The sequence below is a fragment of the Fimbriimonas ginsengisoli Gsoil 348 genome (assembly GCF_000724625.1).
GTDB classification, from domain to species: Bacteria; Armatimonadota; Fimbriimonadia; order Fimbriimonadales; family Fimbriimonadaceae; genus Fimbriimonas; species Fimbriimonas ginsengisoli.
Window position 1 is genome coordinate 4429995 of record NZ_CP007139.1, and the last position, 19937, is coordinate 4449931.

The 19937-nt window shown below is 60.8% G+C and carries 18 protein-coding genes and 1 pseudogene; 7 read left to right on the top strand and 12 right to left on the bottom strand.

Going from position 1 to position 19937, the window contains the following annotated elements; translation table 11 throughout:
- Positions 1 to 170 precede the first annotated feature (170 nt).
- Positions 171 to 2054, bottom strand: a complete 1884-nt coding sequence (locus OP10G_RS19905; protein WP_025228676.1) for a hypothetical protein — start codon at positions 2052 to 2054, stop codon at positions 171 to 173.
- A gap of 48 nt (positions 2055 to 2102) precedes the next feature.
- Positions 2103 to 2879: a hypothetical protein gene (locus OP10G_RS19910; protein ID WP_025228675.1), complete on the bottom strand. Its 777-nt coding sequence runs from the start codon at positions 2877 to 2879 to the stop codon at positions 2103 to 2105.
- Positions 2880 to 2934: 55 nt separating this feature from the next.
- Between OP10G_RS19910 and OP10G_RS25155 the strand changes: the two genes are divergently transcribed.
- Positions 2935 to 5058: a serine/threonine protein kinase gene (locus OP10G_RS25155; RefSeq protein WP_025228674.1), complete on the top strand. Its 2124-nt coding sequence runs from the start codon at positions 2935 to 2937 to the stop codon at positions 5056 to 5058.
- A 255-nt stretch (positions 5059 to 5313) separates the two neighbouring features.
- Here the strand turns inward: OP10G_RS25155 and OP10G_RS19920 are convergent, their stop codons facing one another.
- From OP10G_RS19920 to OP10G_RS25160, 4 genes are all read right to left on the bottom strand, one after another.
- The gene (locus OP10G_RS19920) at positions 5314 to 6510 is read right to left on the bottom strand and encodes an AI-2E family transporter (RefSeq protein WP_084179548.1); all 1197 of its coding nucleotides are present in this window, start codon (positions 6508 to 6510) and stop codon (positions 5314 to 5316) included.
- A gap of 68 nt (positions 6511 to 6578) precedes the next feature.
- Positions 6579 to 6785: a YtxH domain-containing protein gene (locus OP10G_RS19925; protein ID WP_227624983.1), complete on the bottom strand. Its 207-nt coding sequence runs from the start codon at positions 6783 to 6785 to the stop codon at positions 6579 to 6581.
- A gap of 145 nt (positions 6786 to 6930) precedes the next feature.
- Positions 6931 to 8007 (bottom strand): tRNA 2-thiouridine(34) synthase MnmA, encoded by a 1077-nt coding sequence (mnmA, locus tag OP10G_RS19930; protein WP_025228671.1) that lies wholly within the window; start codon positions 8005 to 8007, stop codon positions 6931 to 6933.
- Complete coding sequence (locus OP10G_RS25160; protein WP_052547861.1) at positions 7997 to 9172, bottom strand: vitamin K epoxide reductase family protein; 1176 nt, start codon at positions 9170 to 9172, stop codon at positions 7997 to 7999. The genes mnmA and OP10G_RS25160 overlap by 11 nt, the downstream gene beginning before the upstream one ends.
- 112 nt (positions 9173 to 9284) lie before the next feature.
- Between OP10G_RS25160 and miaB the strand changes: the two genes are divergently transcribed.
- Entirely contained in the window at positions 9285 to 10685 is a 1401-nt protein-coding gene (gene miaB, locus OP10G_RS19945) for a tRNA (N6-isopentenyl adenosine(37)-C2)-methylthiotransferase MiaB (RefSeq protein ID WP_025228670.1), read from the top strand.
- On the opposite strand, the gene OP10G_RS19950 is transcribed toward miaB, so the two are convergent.
- On the bottom strand, positions 10678 to 12006 hold the full coding sequence (locus OP10G_RS19950; protein WP_144241272.1) for a hypothetical protein: 1329 nt from the start codon (positions 12004 to 12006) through the stop codon (positions 10678 to 10680). The two genes, miaB and OP10G_RS19950, sit on opposite strands and share 8 nt — an antisense overlap.
- Positions 11981 to 12526, bottom strand: coding sequence for an RNA polymerase sigma factor (locus OP10G_RS19955; protein ID WP_025228668.1), 546 nt, complete (start codon positions 12524 to 12526; stop codon positions 11981 to 11983). The genes OP10G_RS19950 and OP10G_RS19955 overlap by 26 nt, the downstream gene beginning before the upstream one ends.
- Positions 12527 to 12706: 180 nt before the next feature.
- Between OP10G_RS19955 and sucD the strand changes: the two genes are divergently transcribed.
- Both sucD and OP10G_RS19965 read left to right on the top strand, forming a co-directional pair.
- Positions 12707 to 13579 carry a succinate--CoA ligase subunit alpha gene (gene sucD / locus OP10G_RS19960; RefSeq protein ID WP_025228667.1) on the top strand — a complete coding sequence of 291 codons (873 nt, stop codon included), beginning with the start codon at positions 12707 to 12709 and terminating at the stop codon, positions 13577 to 13579.
- Between the two features lie 3 nt (positions 13580 to 13582).
- Entirely contained in the window at positions 13583 to 14050 is a 468-nt protein-coding gene (locus OP10G_RS19965; protein ID WP_025228666.1) for a macro domain-containing protein, read from the top strand.
- Positions 14051 to 14054: 4 nt separating this feature from the next.
- On the opposite strand, the pseudogene OP10G_RS19970 reads toward OP10G_RS19965, so the two are convergent.
- From OP10G_RS19970 to OP10G_RS19985, 4 genes and pseudogenes are all read right to left on the bottom strand, one after another.
- Positions 14055 to 14336 (bottom strand): annotated as a pseudogene (locus OP10G_RS19970) (peroxiredoxin family protein); the annotation flags it as partial.
- Positions 14337 to 14348: 12 nt separating this feature from the next.
- Positions 14349 to 14549, bottom strand: coding sequence for a TlpA family protein disulfide reductase (locus tag OP10G_RS19975; protein WP_038473461.1), 201 nt, complete (start codon positions 14547 to 14549; stop codon positions 14349 to 14351).
- Between the two features lie 26 nt (positions 14550 to 14575).
- Positions 14576 to 15004 carry a TA system VapC family ribonuclease toxin gene (locus OP10G_RS19980; RefSeq protein ID WP_025228665.1) on the bottom strand — a complete coding sequence of 143 codons (429 nt, stop codon included), beginning with the start codon at positions 15002 to 15004 and terminating at the stop codon, positions 14576 to 14578.
- Positions 15001 to 15285, bottom strand: a complete 285-nt coding sequence (locus OP10G_RS19985) for a ribbon-helix-helix protein, CopG family (protein ID WP_144241273.1) — start codon at positions 15283 to 15285, stop codon at positions 15001 to 15003. The genes OP10G_RS19980 and OP10G_RS19985 overlap by 4 nt, the downstream gene beginning before the upstream one ends.
- A gap of 30 nt (positions 15286 to 15315) precedes the next feature.
- On the opposite strand from OP10G_RS19985, the gene OP10G_RS19990 reads away from it, so the two are divergent.
- The 3 genes from OP10G_RS19990 (at position 15316) to OP10G_RS25165 (ending at position 19750) form a co-directional block, all read left to right on the top strand.
- Positions 15316 to 16380 (top strand): cysteine desulfurase family protein, encoded by a 1065-nt coding sequence (locus OP10G_RS19990; RefSeq protein ID WP_158409299.1) that lies wholly within the window; start codon positions 15316 to 15318, stop codon positions 16378 to 16380.
- A gap of 345 nt (positions 16381 to 16725) precedes the next feature.
- Positions 16726 to 17718 (top strand): sigma-70 family RNA polymerase sigma factor, encoded by a 993-nt coding sequence (locus OP10G_RS19995; RefSeq protein WP_227624984.1) that lies wholly within the window; start codon positions 16726 to 16728, stop codon positions 17716 to 17718.
- Positions 17719 to 18019: 301 nt separating this feature from the next.
- Positions 18020 to 19750 (top strand): S8 family peptidase, encoded by a 1731-nt coding sequence (locus OP10G_RS25165; protein WP_227624985.1) that lies wholly within the window; start codon positions 18020 to 18022, stop codon positions 19748 to 19750.
- Positions 19751 to 19937 lie beyond the last annotated feature (187 nt).

The following is a 19937-nucleotide window of genomic DNA, read 5'->3' on the forward strand; positions in this document are numbered from 1 at the left end:
CAAAAGGCACCCAGCAGTACGCCTGTCATTTATTTGCTCATTCCGGAGGATCGATTAATTTATCCGGTTCTTATGCGCGCTAACGTTTGAAGCGGTCCCGCGTTCATCAATCTAACGAAGCGATGGGCCAATAGTCCCGTTTTATTTGCTTCTCTCGACAAATCCATGGTTCACAACAGGGTAATTCCCCGAACATGCGCCTCGACTTGCGACGTTAACGGCCGAATCGTTATCGACATGAGTTTAAACGATTCCGGCAGTCCCAAGCTTACAGCCGAGCGACCTCCCGAACGCTCCGACCCTGGAAGCATTCGACGATCGCCGGAGGCTCGGACGTCTACTCCGTACTTCAGAGTTTTGGTGACCCGTTTGCCATTGGAAAGGGTCAGTAAAATTTCTGCGACCGGTTCCCCCTCCTTTCCAACCGTTAGGCAATCGATTGCGAAGAGCGCCCGATGGACCGTCGCTGGCTTATTCAGCAAAAGGACGTTGTCGGTTGCCGACGTCAAAGGCGTGCCGACCCGGAAGCGGAACGGACCGACCTGGGCAACTTGGGTGTCGTGATCCCAAGTGAGGGAGGCGCCGGAGACCCCCTTAACGGGAGCCGGTGCGCCGTAGTACATTTCCCGGAAAATTGCCGCCGGGTCGTAGCCCAAGTCGGCCGGCAGCTCGTCGCGCCCGCTCCACGCGTAATCCGCGCTCAAGACGAAAGCCGCGAACTGCTCGGGGTTTTGCACCATGGCTGCCTCACTGCTGCTGTAGCCCGCCCAGGTCGTCTGAAGGGTCCCGGCGTGCTCAAAGGTAGCGGCAAGACTGAAGGCGCGGACGTTGTCCGGGAGATACCACGTCGAGGCGATCGGCGTGAAACCCTCCCGTCTCCAAAGCTGCAGCGTGGGATAGAAAAGTTCTGGCCCCGGATCGGCCTTGTAGTGCCAATCGGCGATGATCGTGCCGCTCGGGATCGCCGCCCGCCTCAGCCGGGCGTTCTCCTTGTCGTCGCCACTGGTCGCATCGGGCGCTTCGCCGGGAGCCAGCGCCTCGTCCCCCCAAATCATCATTTTCACGCCATGTCGTTTCGCAATCTCTCCAAGCATCGGTAGCTGCGCCTGCCAGAGCCGGGTCGTCAGGGCAGGGTCGTGCGGCTTCATTCCGTTCATATCCACCTCGTCGCAGCCGAAATGGACGCTCTTAGGTTGTAGCAGCGCGATCGCCTCGTCCCATAGGGCGTTGAGTGCCACTTTCGTGCCGGGCTTTCGCGGGTCGATGGTGTATGGTTCGCTTTGGTTTACGGCAAGGTCGAGTCGCTTGCCGCCGGCAAAGAACCACTCCATGTGGCCAAAGCTCTGGATCAGCGGGATCGGCTCGATTCCCCGCTTCCGATAGTCGTTGAAGAGTCCGGCAAGCTCTTCCTTCGCCATCGGCTCCATCGAGGCACCGATCGGGGTGCTCGCCCAAGCCGTGCGTTCACACTGCAAGACAACGTTATTCAGGCCAAGCGGGAGCAGAACCCGGTCCCACAGCCGCCGCTGAAAGTGACGCGCCTCCGGACCGACGAACAATTGCACCCCCCGGAAATCGACGCTCGGCTCATCCTCCATGGAGCCTGTAGGCAGCCACAGCTTTCCCCCTTTTGCGAAGACGAGCCGTCCCAGCCGGTACATGCCGTTCCGTAACCCCTCGTCTTCTTCTCCCAGAACGGACACCCGTTTGCCCGAAATCTTGATCGTGTAGCCGCCCGGCCGCATCGTCAGTTTGCTGACGCCGCCATCGACGGAAAGCGGCTTTGCCCCCTTTGCCGGCGGCGTGACGACGAACCGGCGAGCAACCGTCTCCTTGAAGAGATCCCAGTAGCGGACCCGGCCGACCGGAAAGATGAAAAGGTTGGTTACCTCGACCGGCTTGCCAAAGTCGAGGGAGGCGTGCTTAGGCTTCGGTATGAGTGGTAGCGGCGACTCACTCGCCTCCCACGCGTGCGGGAGCGGCTCGGCGGCTACGGGCACCGGATCCGAACCGCGAAAGAATCCGAACAAGATAGAAAGCAGGGCAGGAACCATTTGCAATGTTCAAGACCGGCATCGAGACCATCGCGGTTCTCTTAACTTCTACTTGAGGACGATCTTTAGGGTGGTGCGAAGCTTCCGGTCGCTCTGCTTCTTACTCGCGAGGTCCACCGCATGGGCGAGAGCATCGGAGACGATGTCGACCTCTTTGAATAGCCCTCGCTTCCGGTCGAACGCCGCCGTTCCCTCTCCCGTCACCTCCGTGCCAACCCGTACCGACGCGGACGCTTCGTCCACTGGATTCCCGCTCTGGTCTTCGTAGGTCACGTAGGTCTGGCTCAGCTTGACCGCCAGCGTGATCTTGTCGTCCGCGATCTTGGTCGGCGTGGCTTCGAACTCCATTTCGGTGTCCCCGAGCGGCTTGCGAAACTTAAACGGCTTCCCTTCCTCAATTCCCGTCGCTGGGAACTCGATCGGCAGGTAGGTAATGTCCGGAAACCGTTTGGCGTCGAGACCGGGAAGTCGAACCGGCAGCTTCCTATTCGGCGCGTCCGTTTTCAGCATCTTCCCCTCGGGAGTGAGATCCACCGTGGTGCGAGGAAAGAAAAGGGCGACGTTCTTGGCCGTAAAGGAGGTCGGCGCTCCGTTCAGCGTCATCTTAAACTCTCGGATTTCGCTGGCTACCCGTGGCTTTCCATCGTCGGTTGGGTTGAGACCCTCTACGGCGACCCCCAGGTCTACGCCGATCTTCCCTTCTTTGCCCCCTAGAACCGGCAGGTAGCCGTCGAACCGGACCTCGACGCCATAAGATGCCCGGAGTGCTGGTGTGAAGGCGTACCGAACGGGGACAGCGGCGAGGAGGACGATGATGGAAAGCATCTCAGGTTTCGAGACGTGCGAAGCGCTACGCGCGTTGCCGCTATAGTATGAAGTGATGTCGCCCGATCCTCCTCCGCTCTCCGCGGGCCGGGTATTGGCCGACCGCTTCGAAATTCAACGCGTCCTCGGCCGGGGCGGCTTCGGAATCGCCTACCTTGCCCGCGACGTCGCCAGATCCGATCTTGCGGTGGTGAAGGAGCTCGCCCCGCAAGGCGTGCGGCGAGACCGCGAGGGGGTGCTCGATCTCGACCGTGCCGCGACTCCCGGCCACATCTTGCGGCACCGGTTCCTGCAAGAGGCGGAAGTTCTGCGGAAGCTCCACCACCCGGGCGTCCCGTCTTTGCGAGCGACCTTCTCCGAGAACGGAACCGCCTACTACGTCACCGGCTTTCTGCCGGGAGCCCAGACGTTGGAGGATCGTCTCCGTCAGGCTGGCCCGCTTTCGGAAGATGACGCGAGGGAGGTCTTTTTCTCGCTTCTTGACGTGTTGGAGCGCGTGCACGCGGCCGGCGTGTTGCACCGCGACATCAAGCCGTCGAACATCTTGCTCGGCCGCGAGGGCGAGGTGCTTCTGATCGACTTCGGAGCGGCACGCGAATGGGTGGCCGAAAACGCGCTCACGCACACGGTCATGCATACGCCGGGTTATGCCCCACCCGAGCAATTGTCGGAGAAGGCCGCCCGAGGCCCCTATACCGACCTCTACGGGCTAAGCGCCACTATCTACCACGCGCTGGCGGGCCGTCCCCCTGCGACGGCCAACGACCGTCTCGCCGGAGTTGACCTGACTCCGATCGCTGTCCTGCGACGTGAGATCGACCCAGTCTTTGCGAACGCTATTCAAGCTTGCCTCGAGGTCCGTCCCGCCGACCGGCCCGCATCCGTGGACGAGGTCAGGCAAATGTTTCACGCCGACCAGGAACCGCCACCGAAGCCGACCGATCTGGAAAGCATCGACCGCGAGTTGGCGGCGGCCCGCCGGTTCCGGTTCGAGCGACGCGCCTGCCCCGCCTGCTCGGGGGTACTAGTGGAGGCTCGCCCATTACGGCGAGGGGCGTGCCCGGTTTGCCGGGAGGGGACGGTCCGCCGCCGCGAGCTGGACGAACGGAAATGCCCGATTTGCCGCGCGGGTTCGATGGAGACCCTGGAAAACTCCGGACCGCTTTCGATTTGCCCGGTCTGCGCCAAGGGCCGGTTGATTCAAAGGCGACGGTCGGTATTGGCTCGGGACCGTATCGCCGATTGTGCCGGGTGCGGCGCTCACTTCGAAGTCGTCGATGGGACGATGCGGCTTGGTGAGGAATCCGCGACGTTCGAGGAGTGGCGTGCCCGCTGCGGACGGGGGGCAAAGGTGCGTGCATGTTCAACCTGCGACGCCCAATTCGATCTACTCGTGGACGGCCGATGGCAGCGGTTCGGCGCTGGTCCGGCTTACTATGCCGAGGAGTGGACCCGGCTGGCGGCCGGACTATCTCCCGGCGCCGGCAACGCCTCCTGCGATCTATGCCATGCCGACTATTGGCTGGAAGACGATCGCCTGACCCTTCTCGATGCCGCCACCGACCCGTTCGACTTTGGCTCTCGCTACACCGGCCGGGCACTGCAGCTCGATGACGTTCGCTGGCTCGGCGTCGGCAAGTCGAGCGGCTCCCCCGGCCTGTACTGCGAGGAGTGCCCAACCGAATTCGACCGAGACGGCGAGTACTACCGGTTGGTGCGGTCTCAGCGAAGAGAGCTCAGTCGCCATTTGGGCGAACCGAGAACCTTGGAGGACTGGCATCGAATCGGCCAGAAAGTCCCCACCATCGACCGCCAAGGCGAACTAGAAAAGTTGCTCGTCCCGATGTTGCGTGAGGCGTACCGGAACGGCGACCTATCGTTCGACAACGTCGACACCGCCTGGCGCGGGCAGGCTACCCGCCTGTCCGACGAAACCGTCGGCACCCTGATCGTCTCCGCCGAAGAAGTCTCGTTCGGCGGCCGCTTCCGCCGCTGGAAGGTGCCAGTGGATGCCGTGTTACGGGCATCGTTTGAAGAAGACGAACTAGAAATCACCCTCAGCGGACGAACGGAGTCAGTAGTTTTCGACCTCCAACCCATCGTCTTAACCGCTCATTTGGAATCCGGCAACTGGGATTTGGTTGTAACGGCTGAGGATCTGGCCAAACGTCTCTGCTAGGTCGAGCAAGGGTGCCACGGGTGCAGGGGATGCATGTGCCCCGTAACCCGTGTCCAACTAGCGTTGACTGGCGACGAAGGCACTATTCCCTGTTAGCCACATCGGGCGATGGAGTAACCGCCGCTTAACGCGAGGGGCCGGCTCCAATCCAGGCTGATTTGTGTCCGTGGGGCTCGGAATTGGTGCCCGGAGACGTATCGCTCTGGGACACGGGTTACGGGGGCACGAACATCCCCCTGCACCCGTGGCACCCAACTAAGTCCGATGACGGAGCGGGACGGCAGGCAATTTCAGACCTTCGTGGCTGGTCGAGGTGATCCGAATCAGGCGATCGAGGATGACCTTGACCGCCCCGGCGAGCGGGAACGCGATGATCATGCCGACGAGACCGAAAAGCGCGCCGCCGCTGAAGATCACGAACATGCTCACCACCGGGTCCAACCCGACCGCCCGTCCAACGAAGCGCGGGTAGACGAGCGTGTCGAAGGCGAAATGGCACACGACGTAGATGGCGAGCAGAATCGCGCCGAATGCCCAGGGCGACGACGCGGAGAACAGTAGATCGCCCGTCCGGCCGCTCAGTCCGGTTACCAAAAACAGAAGGCTGCCGCTAATGGCGACATTCAGGTACGGCACGAGATAGAGCGCGCCAAAGAGAACGCCGAGCAGGACCGAATATGGGGCTCCCAGCAGCGTCAACAGCATCCCCATGAATGCCATGTAACCGACCACCGCGATGGTGACTCCGCGCAGATAACTGGCGAATACTTCGCCGATGTCCTGCATGATCGCCAGGGTATTGGCGCGAATCGCGGGCGGAATCCAGGTAACCCCCCGGCGCTTGAACTGCTCCATGTTCGAGAGCATCAGGATCACCAGCAACGGGACGAACAAGAGGACGAGCACATTCGACACGAACCCGCTGGCGACGCCGAGGAACCCTTGCAAGAAACGCTGGATCGACTTCCCTACTTGCGGGCGCTGAGGCTCGATGTAGTCGTTGTAGATCCGTTCCTTCGTCGTCGGGAGCCCGAGCCGGCCAAGTAGGTCCTTGTTCTGCTCCAGGAGCTTGTCGAACGGGTCGGGTGTCGTCGGATGCTGGGCCTGAATCGCCGGATCCCACCGTTTGAAGAAATTGGCGTTGTCGTTGGGACGGGTGAGCTGGACGGTGAGCTCGTCGATCCGGTCGCGGAACCCGGAGACCTGCTGCGTGACGACCGGCGTCAGCCATACCCCCAAGGCGATAATGACGTTGAGAGATACCAAGACCAGCGACCAGATCGCCAGCCATTTAGGCCAACCTCGCCGCCGCAGCTTCTGAATCGTCGGATCGATCAGAGCGCAAATGGCGCCGGCAATCACGAACGGAAGAAGAATCCCCCGGACGAGATAAAGAAAAATGAGGGCGGTCAAAACAAGGACCGCCCACAGTGCAATTCTCCAACCGGGCATCTTAATGATTACTGTGGCACGTGAATTGCAAACCGTGGATATTTATCCACGATCACGTGCCACTTTGATTAGACTCCGAGCTCTTCGGCGGCGCCATCGACCGCGCGCTTCGCGCGCTGCTCGCTGACCCACTCCTCGGTCTTGCCCTTCATCTCTTTGAACCGGTCGGCGAGATCCTCTCGCAGCTCGGTTCCCGCCTTCGGCGCGAAGAGCAGGCCGGCGGCGGCGCCGATAATGGCGCCAAGGCCAACACCGGCAAGCATGTAAATCAGCACATTGTTATCATCGTCGTGTCGCGACAAGGGAAACCTCCTGATATCGATCATAGATTGTACGCTCCGGAACGTGGTAATTGGGTGGAGTTCGGTCGAACCTTCCAACAAACCCCAGACGACGCCCGAGGCCGTTGGGTTCTAATCCTTAGGAGATAGTCCCACCGGCCGCCACCGTTTTGCCCCGATAAGCGACGGCGATCTGCCCCGGAGTGACCGCTCTAACCGGACGGTCGAACACCAAACGTGGCCTCGCACCGCCGTGCAACGTGGCCGGCTGAGGCTCCATGTTGTAGCGAATCTTCGCTTCCACCCGCATCGGCGGAGCGTTGGAGCTCATCGCTCCCCAGTGCAGATCCTCTAGAACGACCTCGGATTTCAGCAAGTCGTCCGCCTCTCCGACGACCACTCGGTTCTGCCCGGGACTGATGCCGAGGACGTAGAGCGGCTTCCTCGCAGAAACGCCCAACCCCTTACGCTGGCCGATAGTGAACCCCGCCACCCCCGCGTGCTCGCCGACGACGTTGCCGTCGGTATCGACGACCTCGCCAGGGGCAAACACCTCCGGGCGCTGCTTTCGCAAGAACTCCGCGTAGCCACCGGCCTCGCTCACGAAGCAAATCTCTTGAGAGTCCGGTTTATCCGCCAGATGCAGCCCCAGCTCTCGCGCCAAATCGCGCACCTGCGCTTTACTTGGCATTTCTCCCATCGGGAACCACGCCTTGGAAAGCTGCTCCTGCCCCAGCATGTAGAGCACGTAGCTCTGGTCCTTGTCGGCCGCCCGAGAGCGCAGCAGCCGATACCGTCCCGTCGCCGAGTCGCGGCGGATGCGTGCGTAATGCCCGGTTACCAGCCGGTCGCATCCGAGCTCGCGCATCTTCCCCATCAGCACTTCGAACTTCACGTGCCGGTTGCACTGCACGCACGGGTTGGGGGTGCGGCCAGCCGCGTACTCGTCGATGAAGTTCTCGATCACGGAGGCGCGAAACTCGTCGCGCAGGTTCATCACGTAGTGGGGGATGCCGAGCACCCGAGCGACACGCCGGGCATCCTCGACCGCGCCGAGCGAGCAGCACCCGGCGTGCCGCGGGTCGGTCTGGCTCTCCTGCCAGATCTGCATCGTCAGCCCGACAACGTCGTAGCCGCGGCGCACCAAAAGCGCCGCGGCAACCGAGCTGTCGACGCCGCCGGACATGGCGACGAGAACGGTGGGCTTAGCCGCCATGCCCGTTGATGATGTCCTGGTACTTGGCGCTCGCGAGACCTTCCATAACCTGGGTCGGCCCGTAGGTATCGAGCACTTTGTCGCCGCTCATCATGAAGAAGGTCGGCGTGCTGGTGATGCCCAGTTCCTTCACCGTCTTCAGGTCGCGACTGACCCGGTCGTACGCCGGGTCGTTCGGATCTTGGAGGCGGGTCCGCACCTTATCCTCGCTGACCCCGTTCGACTTCGCGATCTGGATCAGCTCCTCGATGTCGTTGGGCTGGCGCTGGAGGGAGAGTACGCCCATGGCGTACTCCCAGAACCGATTTTCGTCCGCCGCGATCTCAGCGATCGCCGCGGCCGCGTTCGCCAACGGATGGATCTGGCTGAGCGGGTAGTGCCGGTAAACGAGCTGGATCTTGCCGGGATGGTTGTGGACATACTCCTTCACCTGCGGCGAAGTACGCTGGCAAGCGGGGCAGCAAAGGTCGGCGAACTCGACGATCGTCAACGGCGCATGCTCCGGCCCCATCATGTGGGCGCCGGGAGGAACCAGCGTCGCATAGCTCACCTTCGACATCTTGATCCCTTGGAGGCCGCCGGCGTCTTTCATGGTAGAGCCCATGATGACGATTCCGACCGTCAATGCCGCCGGAAGCACCCAGAGCAAGGTGGCGTCCAGTCGCTGGCCGCTGCGAGCCACTACCGGCGTCGCATCTGCCTCGTCCGCAACGGTGGTTTCCACCGGAGCCGGCATATTCTCGAGCTCTTGCGCCAGCAAGGCGTAGACGATGAGCGTCACGACCATCGTAGCCGCCGAAGTCAGACACCAAAGGCAGGTGGCGTGGATGACGAAAAACGACTTGTATTGCAGATAGAGGCTGAATACCGTCCCGATCGTCGTGACGATGTAGCCGACAGTGACATATTTCCGCCAGTCGGCAACCGGAATCAGGGTGCGCATCACCGCGAGTCCGGCCAAGATCAAATAGCCAAGCGCTCCGAGGTACGCCACCGGAATCCCGGCCAGCTTCGAGCTCGGATCGGCGGCGACGATGGCACAGCCACTGCCGGCGCCGCAAGGCACAGCAAGGTTAAGGCCGGCTTCCAAGCTAAGGACGCCGGCGACGAATAGCCCGACGAACGCGAGCACTAAGAGAACACGATTGAGAAGGATTGCCTTCACGGTATGAGTATAGTTCGCGCCTCACCAATGTAACCGCCCGGCACGATGCCGAACGGCACAGCTTGCGCCGAACACGGCGTAATTAACCTCGCGCGGTATCCTGTTGGTTCCAATGATCCCGATTTCGCAGCCCGGAAACGTCGCGTTTGCCGAGCGTCCCGTTCGCCTGAGCGACGAGACGCGACGCGGAACGTACTTCGTTCAAACCTGGGGCTGTCAAATGAACGAGGAAGACAGCGAGCAGATGTCTCTGTACTTGGAGGATCTCGGGTTCGAGCGGGCCGCTTCCATCCTGGAGGCTCAGGTGATAATTCTCAACACCTGCTCCGTCCGCAAAAAGCCGGAAGACAAGGCGTTTTCCCTCCTCGGAGAGTTGATTCCACTCAAGGCGGCCAGGCGAGACACGATCATCGGCGTCTGCGGATGCATGGCCCAAGCCAGGGCCGACGAAATTCGCCGGCGTGCTCCGCACGTCGACTTTGTCCTCGGAACCGGCGACCTCGGCCAGCTTCCCGGCCTCGTGGAGCAAGCCGCCCAGACGCGAAAATTTGCGAAGCGGGTCGAGCTCCCCGAGCGGAAAGGACGCGTCGTCGAGGACGTTCCCCAGCGACACCTCGGACGCGCGCCGAAACTGAAGGCGTTCGTCCCGATCCAGTACGGCTGCGACAAATTCTGCACCTACTGTATCGTCCCCAACACCCGCGGCCGCGAGCGCTCACGCCCGACCGAGGATATCTTGGAGGAGGTCACCCGACTTGCCGAAGGGGGAACCAAGGAGATCACGCTCCTCGGACAGACGGTGAACTCGTACGGCAAGAACCTGCTCGAAGGCCGGGTCCCGTTTAGCGAGCTCCTTTGGAAGCTGGCGGAGATCCCCGGGCTGGAACGGATCCGTTACACCTCTCCCTACCCCCGCGATTTCACCCGAGATCTGATCGAGTGCATCCGCGACTGTCCCAAAGTCATGGAGCACGTCCACCTTCCGATCCAGTCGGGCGACAACGACGTGTTGCGCGAGATGAAACGGGTCTACACCCTCGAGAGCTACGGAGAGATCGTGGCCGAGCTCCGCGCCACCGTACCGGGAATCACCCTGACCACCGACGTCATCGTCGGGTTTCCCGGCGAGACCGACGAACAGTTCGAACATTCGCTCGACGCTTTTCGATCGCTTCGCTTCGACGGCGCCTATATGTTCGCCTATTCCACCCGCCCGGGGACCCCGGCGGGGGACCGCGAGGACCAAGTCCCGGCTGCCCTCAAGAAAGAACGCCTCAACCGGATCATCGCCCTCCAAAACGAAATCACGTGTGAGATCAACGCAACCTATCTCGGCCGTGAGCTCGAGGTCCTCGTCGAGGGTCCATCGCCAAAGAAGCCGGAGCTGCTGCAGGGCTACAGTCGGGAGTGCAAAATGATCCACTTCGCCGGCGCCTCCACTCGAGCGGGACGGCTCGCGAAGGTCCGCGTCACCGGCTCCGCTCAGTGGGGGCTGTCGGCGGAGCTTATTTAGCCGGCGGGGCGCGCCTGATTCCCAGCTCGTCGGCAAACGACCACAGGTCGGGAATCTGCAGCGGCTTCACGTTTCGAAGCGTGTCGTAGCCGACGAACCGGCTCCGATACCCGACCGTCTTCCCTGCCTTATTTCGGATCGGCGTCTTATGGTCTTCTGTAAAGACGGGGATCTCAATATCGATCCCCTCTCGGGGCGCCTCTTTAAGGGTCTGCGACATCCCCCCAAGGTGGTCGGCAACGACGGTGGATGGGAGATGAGAATACGGTTCTAACCCCCGGCCCGTCGTAAACTCCCGCAAGCCGAAAGGCCTCGACTCAAAACGAATGCCCGGAATCCGAAGCGGCTGAGCAAGGTCGCCGTTTGGGCTAGCTCCCGTCCAAAGGACGGTGAGGGAATTTCGGCGATCGAGCAGCACCGCGCGTACGGTGGCTTTCGCGCCTTTGACCGAGAGCGTGCCGATTCCGGTCTTCATCATGGAAGCAAGCCGCTGGCGTTCCCAATCGATATCGTACAGCCGTGTCCCAGCCGAAGCTCTACCTTCGAAAATGCCCGCGCTGACTTCGGACGGATATTCGACGACTCCGCGTGCCGCGACTTCCCCACCTCGGATCAACTGCTCCCACCTCACGATACGAGCCGTACCAGAATCCACGTAGACGTACAAATGGGAGCGCTTGGCGGGCCATTCTTTGTACGGCGCGCCGAAGAGGATATCGTAGCGAGTTGCCAGCTTTCCATCGGGGAGCGAGGTCTCTTTTTTCTCGAGCACCTCGGCCTTGTCCACCTTCAGAAAGTCGTCGATGGAAGTCGCCGAGGTCCACATCACGCCCAGATCACGACCCATCGCCGCCTTGCCGTCTCGTGGAGTCGCAACCGTTGCGTACCTTTCACCGACCATGTTTCGGAAGACGCGGCGTCCATCGAAACGCGTGTCCATCACCGTGATTCCCTGAACCGCGAGCCTTATCGCATATTTATCGCCGTCGGCCCACCTCTCCAAATAGGTTTGCCATCCCCGGTTCTTGCTAAAGAACTGTGTCGTCTCGTGTATTCTTGGCGCTCGCTTCGCGCCAGCTACAACTTGAGCCCAGGCCAGCCCTTGGCCGGGTCTAGGCCAGACGGCAATTGCAACCGCTGCGCTGGTTCCGGCGAGTCCGGCAAGCCGCACCGCTATTGGTCGGAGCGAATGTCTGCGAACCCGGGGACGCAGGAGCGCGGCATGCGCGGCCGATCCCGCCTGAGGTGGCGCGGTCTCGGCGCGCATGGCGCGCACCGCTTCGTCGATTTTTGCATCAAGATTCGTAGGCTTCGGTAGCATGCAGCACCTCCCGTCGATCTCCGAGTCGAGCCCGCAGCTTCTCGCGGGCATTGAATAGCCGGGACTTAACTGTCCCCACCGGCACGCCGAGCACCGCCGCGACTTCCGCGAGCGGCATCTGCTCGATCTCGTGCAGCAGGAATACCGCTCGCATTCCATCTGGCAGCGAACCGAGCGCTTCTTCCAGCCATTCCGCTTCCAGCACCGCCTCGAATCGACGGTCCTCGATCGGAGGAGCCTGGGCTAGCCCAAGGTGCCACCGTTGGCGTCGCCGCCACCGAGTGAACTCGTGAAAAGCGATGCTGTGCAGCCAAGTCTTCATCGAGGCGCGGGCGTCGAACCGCCCTGCCCCGTCCCGGGCTCGGATCAGCGTTTGCTGAGCCAAATCCTCCGCATCCTCTCGGCTTCGAGTGAGCTGCCGAAGAAATCGGTAGAGCCCGGCATGGTAAAGGCGAATCATCTCCCCCATCGCATCGGCATCGCCGTCGGCGATTCGTCTGGCAAGCTCGGTATCCGTCAAGTCAGTTTCCCAATCGACCCGGAGTCGATCACCCTCCTATAACCGGTTGCCGGGCAAAAGGTTCATTGGACGGGCAAGGCGTTGGGCGTTGGGCGTTTGGAATAGGGTAATGCCCAGAAGCTAGTCAACGCCTCAACGCCTCAATACCGTAACACCCTCCCCCCCGGTATCCTTCTCCGCATGGCAATCCTGGTCGACAAGGACACGCGGGTTATTGTGTGCGGCATGACGGGCCGCGAAGGTGGCTTTCACACTCAGCAGATGATTGAGTACGGGACTCAGATCGTGGGAGGCGTGACGCCGGGCAAGGGAGGCACGGAATTCCTTGGCAAACCGGTCTTCGACACCGTCCAAGAAGCGGTCGATGCGACCGGGGCCAACTCCAGCATCATCTTCGTCCCGCCCCCCTTCGCCGCCGACTCGGTGCTCGAATGCGAAGCCGCCGGAATCCCGTTCGCCTCGCTGATCACGGAGGGTATCCCCACGCAAGACATGGTCCGTGTCGTAAACCGGCTCAGGACGAACGGAACGACCCGCTTACTCGGCGGCAATTGCGCCGGAATCATCACCCCCGGCGAGTGCAAGATGGGGATCATGCCGGGACACATCTTCTGCGAGGGTCCCATCGGCCTCGTTTCCCGTTCCGGCACCCTCACCTACGAGATCGTTTGGGAGATGACCCGCGCCAAGCTCGGTCAGACCACCTGCGTCGGTATCGGCGGCGACCCTCTACCCGGCACCCGGTTCATCGAAGTGATGGAGATGTTCGAGAACGACCCCAAAACGACCGCCGTGGTGATGATCGGTGAAATCGGAGGAAGCGACGAAGAGACCGCCTGCGAATTCATTAAGACCATGAAGAAGCCGGTCGTCGGCTTCATCTCGGGCCGCACCGCTCCTCCCGGTAAGCGAATGGGCCACGCCGGCGCTATCATCTCCGGCAATAGCGGCACCGCCCAAAGCAAAGTCGACGCCTTTCTCGCCGCCGGCGCGGCCGTCGCCGATCGCACGAGCGACGTTCCCAGATTGCTCCGCGAGAAAATGTCCTCCTAAGCGATGCCCTTCCGAATCGTTGAAGGCGACCTCCTCGACCAATCGGTAGAGGTGATCGTGAACGCGTGGAATCGAAACACCATCCCTTGGTGGCTCCTTCTTCCGCAGGGCGTCAGTGGAGCGATCAAGAAGCGCGGTGGTACCGCGCCCTTCCGCGAGCTTGCCAAGCATGGCCGGCTCCGGTTGGGGCAGGCGGTTGCGACGTCCGCCGGGCGACTGCCATACAAGGCGATCATTCACGTGGCCGGCATCGACGATTTCTGGCGCGGAAGCGAAAAGTCGATCCGTGAGTCGGTGCGAAACGCACTGGCGTTGGCGAACAGCCGCGGTTGGAACAGCTTCGCTTTCCCGATTCTCGGCGCCGGCTCGGGCGGTTTCGATGCCGAAACCGCCGAGCGGATCATGAGCGAAGAGTTGGAGAGAGCCCCCGCCGAACTCGATATCGTCCTTGTTCGGTACAGGAAGCCCTGAGACTTTATTTCGCTGCCAGCGCCTCCTTCACGGCTTTGTCGAGATTGGGCGGCTCGACCGCGCGGATGAACCCTTTTCGGTCGATGACGATGACCGTGGGATAGAACTCGACGTGATACGCCTTGAGCGTCGCCATATCCTTGTCCTCACAGATAGGATAGGGGAGCTTGTTCTCCTTCACGCACTGGTCGCGCTTGGCGACGTCTTTGTCCGAATGAATTCCGATAAGGACCAAGCCTTGGCCCTTGTAGCTTCCATAAACCTTTTTTAGTTCAGGCATGGAAGCCTTGCAAGGCCCTCACCAGAAGGCCCAGAAATCGAGAACGACGACTTTGCCTTTGAGCTTGTCGAGGGAGAGGGGGGCGCCCTTGGTATTCAACCAATGGCCAACTTGGAGCGCCGGTGCGGGCTTTCCAACCGGCGACGGCCCCTTCTGCTGCCCCGCAGCCAAGCTCAAGGAAGCCAGGAGCAGAATAAGCGATGCGATTTTTGTGCGCATCCAGATAGTGTACGTCCTTCGCGAGTTTATTCGTCTGCCGGCGCCGAGCGGCGAAGTTGAGGAAAGCGGGCGAAGTCGGCGTCGAAGGTTACGAACAAACCGTCTTGATCGATGGCAAGTGCCGCGAGCATAACGTCGCTTACGCCCTTTCCAAGCACCCCAGATTCCATTAGACTTTCGAACACGCCCCAAAACCTCTTGCTTGGTGCAATCGAGGTCGCAGATGGAGCTGACCGGAGAGTCTCGATGTAGTTGAGGGCATCCTGCACCTTGGCCGGAGGTTTGAATATTCGCGGGTCAGTTGAAATTCGGACTACCGATACGAGAACTGGCTCCCATAGAGCCACGGGCTCCGATCCCTGGAGCACCCTTGTAAGCCACCGGCTTGCAACTTCGTAGTCGGCCATGCCCGGAGACATCGCTTGGAGAAGAACGTTGACGTCCGGGAAGATCATCGGACTTTATTGATGTCCCCGTGTTCGTCCAACTCCAACCGGTCGAGGTAGTCGAGCACTTCGCTAGTTTTGTGGATATTGACGTTGGTGGGTAATACGCACTTACCCATCTGGACAGACGGCAACTCAAACTTTTCTGACCGCACGCTGGGTCCGGTTAGGTAAGTGCGGGCAGCTTCCGCAACCACGTCCGAGATCGACGAGCGGCTCTCGGCGGCTCGTAGCCGGATTCGGTCGTAGAGCGATTCCTCGATCATCAACGTCGTCTTCTTTTTCGCCACGCCGTAATTATGGCATGCCATAATTACGGCGTGTGGGAACGTTATTTCGACAACGCAGCTACGACCCCCGTCGATCCCCGCGTGCTTGACGAGATGCTTCCCTACCTGCGCGACGATTTCGGTAACGCCAATTCGATCCATGGATTCGGTCAGCGAGCTATGGCGGCGGTCGACCTGGCGCGAGAGCGTGTCAGCAACTTGATTGGTGCAGAGGACCCTGGCCAAATCGTCTTTACCTCCGGCGCCACGGAGGCGAATAACTGGGTAATTTCCGCCTTCTCCAACGGGGCAATCTCACCATTCGAGCACAGCGCCGTTCGCGAACCTGCCCTCCGTAAGGGCATGAAGCTGCTTGCCAACGATGATTTCGTTTTGTTTCCTCCTACCGAAACCCTCGAATTGATTTCGGTGATGTGCGTGAACAACGAGATCGGAACGACTTGGAACGCGGCCGACTTCCGATCCTATGCCACCCACATTCACAGCGACATGACCCAGCAACTGGGTAAGACGCCGATTCTCCTCGACGGCATCGACTACGCCTCGTTCAGCAGCCATAAAGCCTATGGCCCAAAGGGGGTTGGCGCCCTCTACTTCGAAACGGCCCCTCCTTACCCATTTCAAATCGGCGGCGAACAAGAGCACGGCTATCGGGCAGGCACCCTAAACGTGCCGGGCATCGTGGGCTTCGGCGCGGCGTGTGCGATCGCGGCAGATGAACAGGAACAGAATTTTCACCATGCGGCGCGGCTTCGCTCCGTCCTGTTGGAGGAACTGGGGAACGGCGGTCGGTGGCAAATCAACGGCGAAGGGGCTCCCGGCGTGCCCCACATCCTGAGCATCTCGTTTGACGGCATCGAAGGCGAGACCTTGGTGGTAGAAGCCGACCAAGCGGGGTTCGCGATTAGCGCGGGAGCTGCTTGTAGCTCCCGGTCGACGGAACCAAGCCATGTGCTCACGGCGTTAGGCTTTGAGGAATCTCGGCTAAGGGGAACAGTCAGAATTTCCTTCGGTAAATTCAATTCTGTGGACTCTGTAACCGAACTTGCCAAAACGTTGAGGCATTCCGTAGAAAAGCTTCGTAGAATGATGTAGTTGGGGTAAAGGGCGCAACGTTTTGGGTCCTTTCCCTCGTCTAATGCTCTTAGTTGACTCGATTTGGTCCCGAAAAGGGCGTTCTCTGCCGAACGCTCACCCGTCTCTTGGAATTTACTCCTTGACGGCGGGCTCGAATCGTGTTAAGGTGCCGTCTTGGAAGGGTCCTCGATGACGCTACAAATACCAGTTTTCGACACTCAGGCGTTTTCGGGACAGTTCGAGAAAGAACGTTAGGAAGGGCCTCACGACATGGAAGTTCTCCGGGAACTTCGGAGGTTAAGACACAGCATGCCAGCAGACAACGGGTTAGCCACACAGCCAAGACGCGGACGCGCCATTACGGTGCGCACTCCGGGTCGTCACTCCTATGTGGAGGCTGGGGCGGCCCCCGTCACGGACGATCCAGCGGCAGAACCGGCGGATGACGATCTTCTTGAATTAGACGCCGCGGAAGAAGAGGCCGAAGAGTCCGAAGAAACCCCCAGGGTTCACGACGACTCCGAGGAGCTCGAGATGTGGATGCGGCAGACCCGCCGCGCCCAGCTCCTTACTCCCGAACAGGAAGTCGACCTCGCCCGAAAGGTGCAGGCCGGCGACATGTACGCGAAGAAGGTGCTCATCGAGAGCAACCTCCGGCTCGTGGTGTCGATCGCCAAGAAGTACAACGCCCGCGGTATTCCGCTCGCGGACCTGATCCAAGAGGGGAATCTCGGCCTTATTCGCGCCGTCGAGAAGTTCGACTGGCGCAAGGGGTTCCGCTTCAGCACCTACGCAACGTGGTGGATTCGCCGCGCCATCGCCCGCGCCATCATCAACCAGGGACGCACCATCCGCATCCCGGTTTATGTGGCCGAGCTGATCAATAAGGTCGTTAAAACCGCCAGCCGCCTCCAACAGGAGCTGCAGCGGGAGCCGACCGAAGACGAGATCAGCCGCGAGGTTGGGCTGTCGGTAGACCGTGTACGCGAAATGATGCGCGTGGCAGTGGAGCCGATTTCGCTCGAAACCCCGGTCGGTGAGAAAGACAATTCGTCCATCGGAGACTTCGTCCAGTCGCAGAACATGCCCAGCCCGGGCGACGTGACTTGGACGCTGATCCGGCGGGAAGAGATCGATGGCATCCTCGGTCGGCTCACGAGCCGCGAGCGAGACGTCGTTCGCCTTCGCTTCGGTCTCGACGACGGCCGCAGCCGCACCTTGGAAGAGGTCGGCAGCGAGTTGAACGTCACCCGTGAGCGCGTTCGGCAAATCGAGCTCCGAGCGATGAAGAAGCTTCGCCACATCGGCCAGGAGCTAACTTCGCAAGGATTCACCATCACGCCCACCCCCACGTAATCGCATCGTCGATCGTGGCTACCGCGGCCCGGCATCCATTCGGATGCCGGGCCGTTTAACGTTTCCCTTCTCCGGGTGGCGATCCGGCCTATCGGTCGAAAATCTGAAATCTTTAGGAGGATTCTCGATAACTAACTCGGTTAAGTAAAAAATCCTGTTAGTTTAACTAGCTACCTAAAGGGGGACAAACTGCCTAGCTTGTCCAAACCGATAATAAGAACGGGTCTGTAACCGAACCGTCGATCCGTTCGATTTATCCCCTTGAGAATTTATGGAGCTTCAAATTCGGAGAGAATTTTCAATGGTGAGAATGCCCGCCGCACGTTTGGCTTGCCTCGTCGTCGCTTTCGGATGCGCCGGTGCGGCCTCCGCCCAGTCCGCAACCACTGACTCGGTTATCGCGAAGGCGCTAAACGGACAGCGTCCGGGGCGGATTAACGTAATCGTTAAAGCTGGCCACGAGCTCACGGCCAAGGAAGAGGCGGCGATTCGCCGGCTAGGCGGGTATGTCTATCGCCACTTAACCGTGATCGACTCCTCCGCCGTTTCCATCCCTCACCGCAAACTCCGGAAGCTCGTCTCCCTGCCGTTCGTGAAGCATGTCTCGTCCGACGAAACCGTTCGGAAGAACGATCTGTTCACCGTCGGATCGACCTACGCGAGCACGGCATGGACTAAGTACGGCGCCAACGGAGCCGGTGTCGGAGTGGCGGTGCTCGATAGCGGAATTGCCGCAAGCAACGACTTCAACGGATCGGCCGGCAGCCGGATATCGGCTGCCGTGAACTTCTCTACCGAAACCGGCCCGTACGACATGTACGGTCACGGCACTCACGTCGCGGGAATCATTGCCGGTAACGGCGCCAATTCTTCCGGACCCGGGGCGTTCCAAACCTACTTCGGAATCGCACCCCAATCCGGGCTGGTGAATGTCCGCGTGCTCGACTCAGTCGGCAACGGTTCGGTTAGCCAGGTCTGCGCGGGCATCCAGTGGGTGATTAACCAGCGGACGAAATACAACATCCGGGTGATGAATCTTTCGTTGGGCCATGCGGTCGGCGAGAGCTACCTTACCGACCCCCTTTGTCAAGCACTGGAGCGAGCTTGGAAAAGCGGGATCGTGGTCGTATGTGCCGCCGGTAATCGGGGACGGTTGCACGAAACGCCCACCGACGGCGACGCGAACGAAGGTTACGGCACGGGCTACGGGACAATCGACTCGCCGGGGAACGATCCTTACGTCATCACGGTGGGCGCTACGAAGTCGATCGACGGTAACCGGGCCAACGATCAGATTGCGACCTATTCGAGTCGCGGTCCAACCCGGCTCGACTTCATTGCCAAGCCGGACATCGTCGCTCCGGGCAACCGGATCGTATCCGTCTTAGCGAATGGTGGATCGATCGATCAAGCATTTGGCGATATCGTCGACGTCCCTTGGACGAGCTACACGACCCAGGCGCCCGCCGATTACACGCCGCGATACATGCAGATGTCGGGGACCTCGATGGCGACGCCGGTCGTCGCCGGCGCCGCCGCCCTAATGCTTCAGCGCGACCCAACCTTATCGCCCGATACGGTTAAAGCAAGGCTGATGGCCAGCGCTACCAAGTGGGCTTTCCCCGATGGCCAAGGAAGCATCGTAACATTCGGCGCGGGCTACCTCGACATCGTTGGGGCTCTCAAGAGTAGCGTCGTCGCTACCAAATCCGCCAAGAGCCCCTATCTGGTTTGGTCTCCATCGGGAACCATCAATATCGTGACCGACCCCGATTTCTGGGGAACCGGTTTGAATGGAATCGTAAACGGAATCCTCGACCTTCTACTCAACCCGACTTACCGCGGCGACCGCGCCATGTGGGGCGATAGCGCCATCGGCAGCCCTCGGGCGATGTGGGGAGACGGCGTCGGCCCCATCGCTTCGGATCGAGCCCTCTGGGGAGAGCGAGCGATGTGGGGCGACACAACGACAACCGACCAACCCGTGGCTAGCGCCGGAGTCGGACCAACAATGTTGAAAGGAGATAAGTAATTGTTTAAAGCGTTATTTCGAATCCTATGGGGAGATCTGTTTGGCTGCTAAGGCCTTGCCTTGGTCGCTGGCCACTACCTCTCCATTTCCCTTTTCTAACCTGCACCGTAACCCGCGACCCAAGCCGCAGTTCAAGGCAGCCCCAGGGATAAACCCCAGGGTTGCTGGCACGCGAAGATCTCCGGCC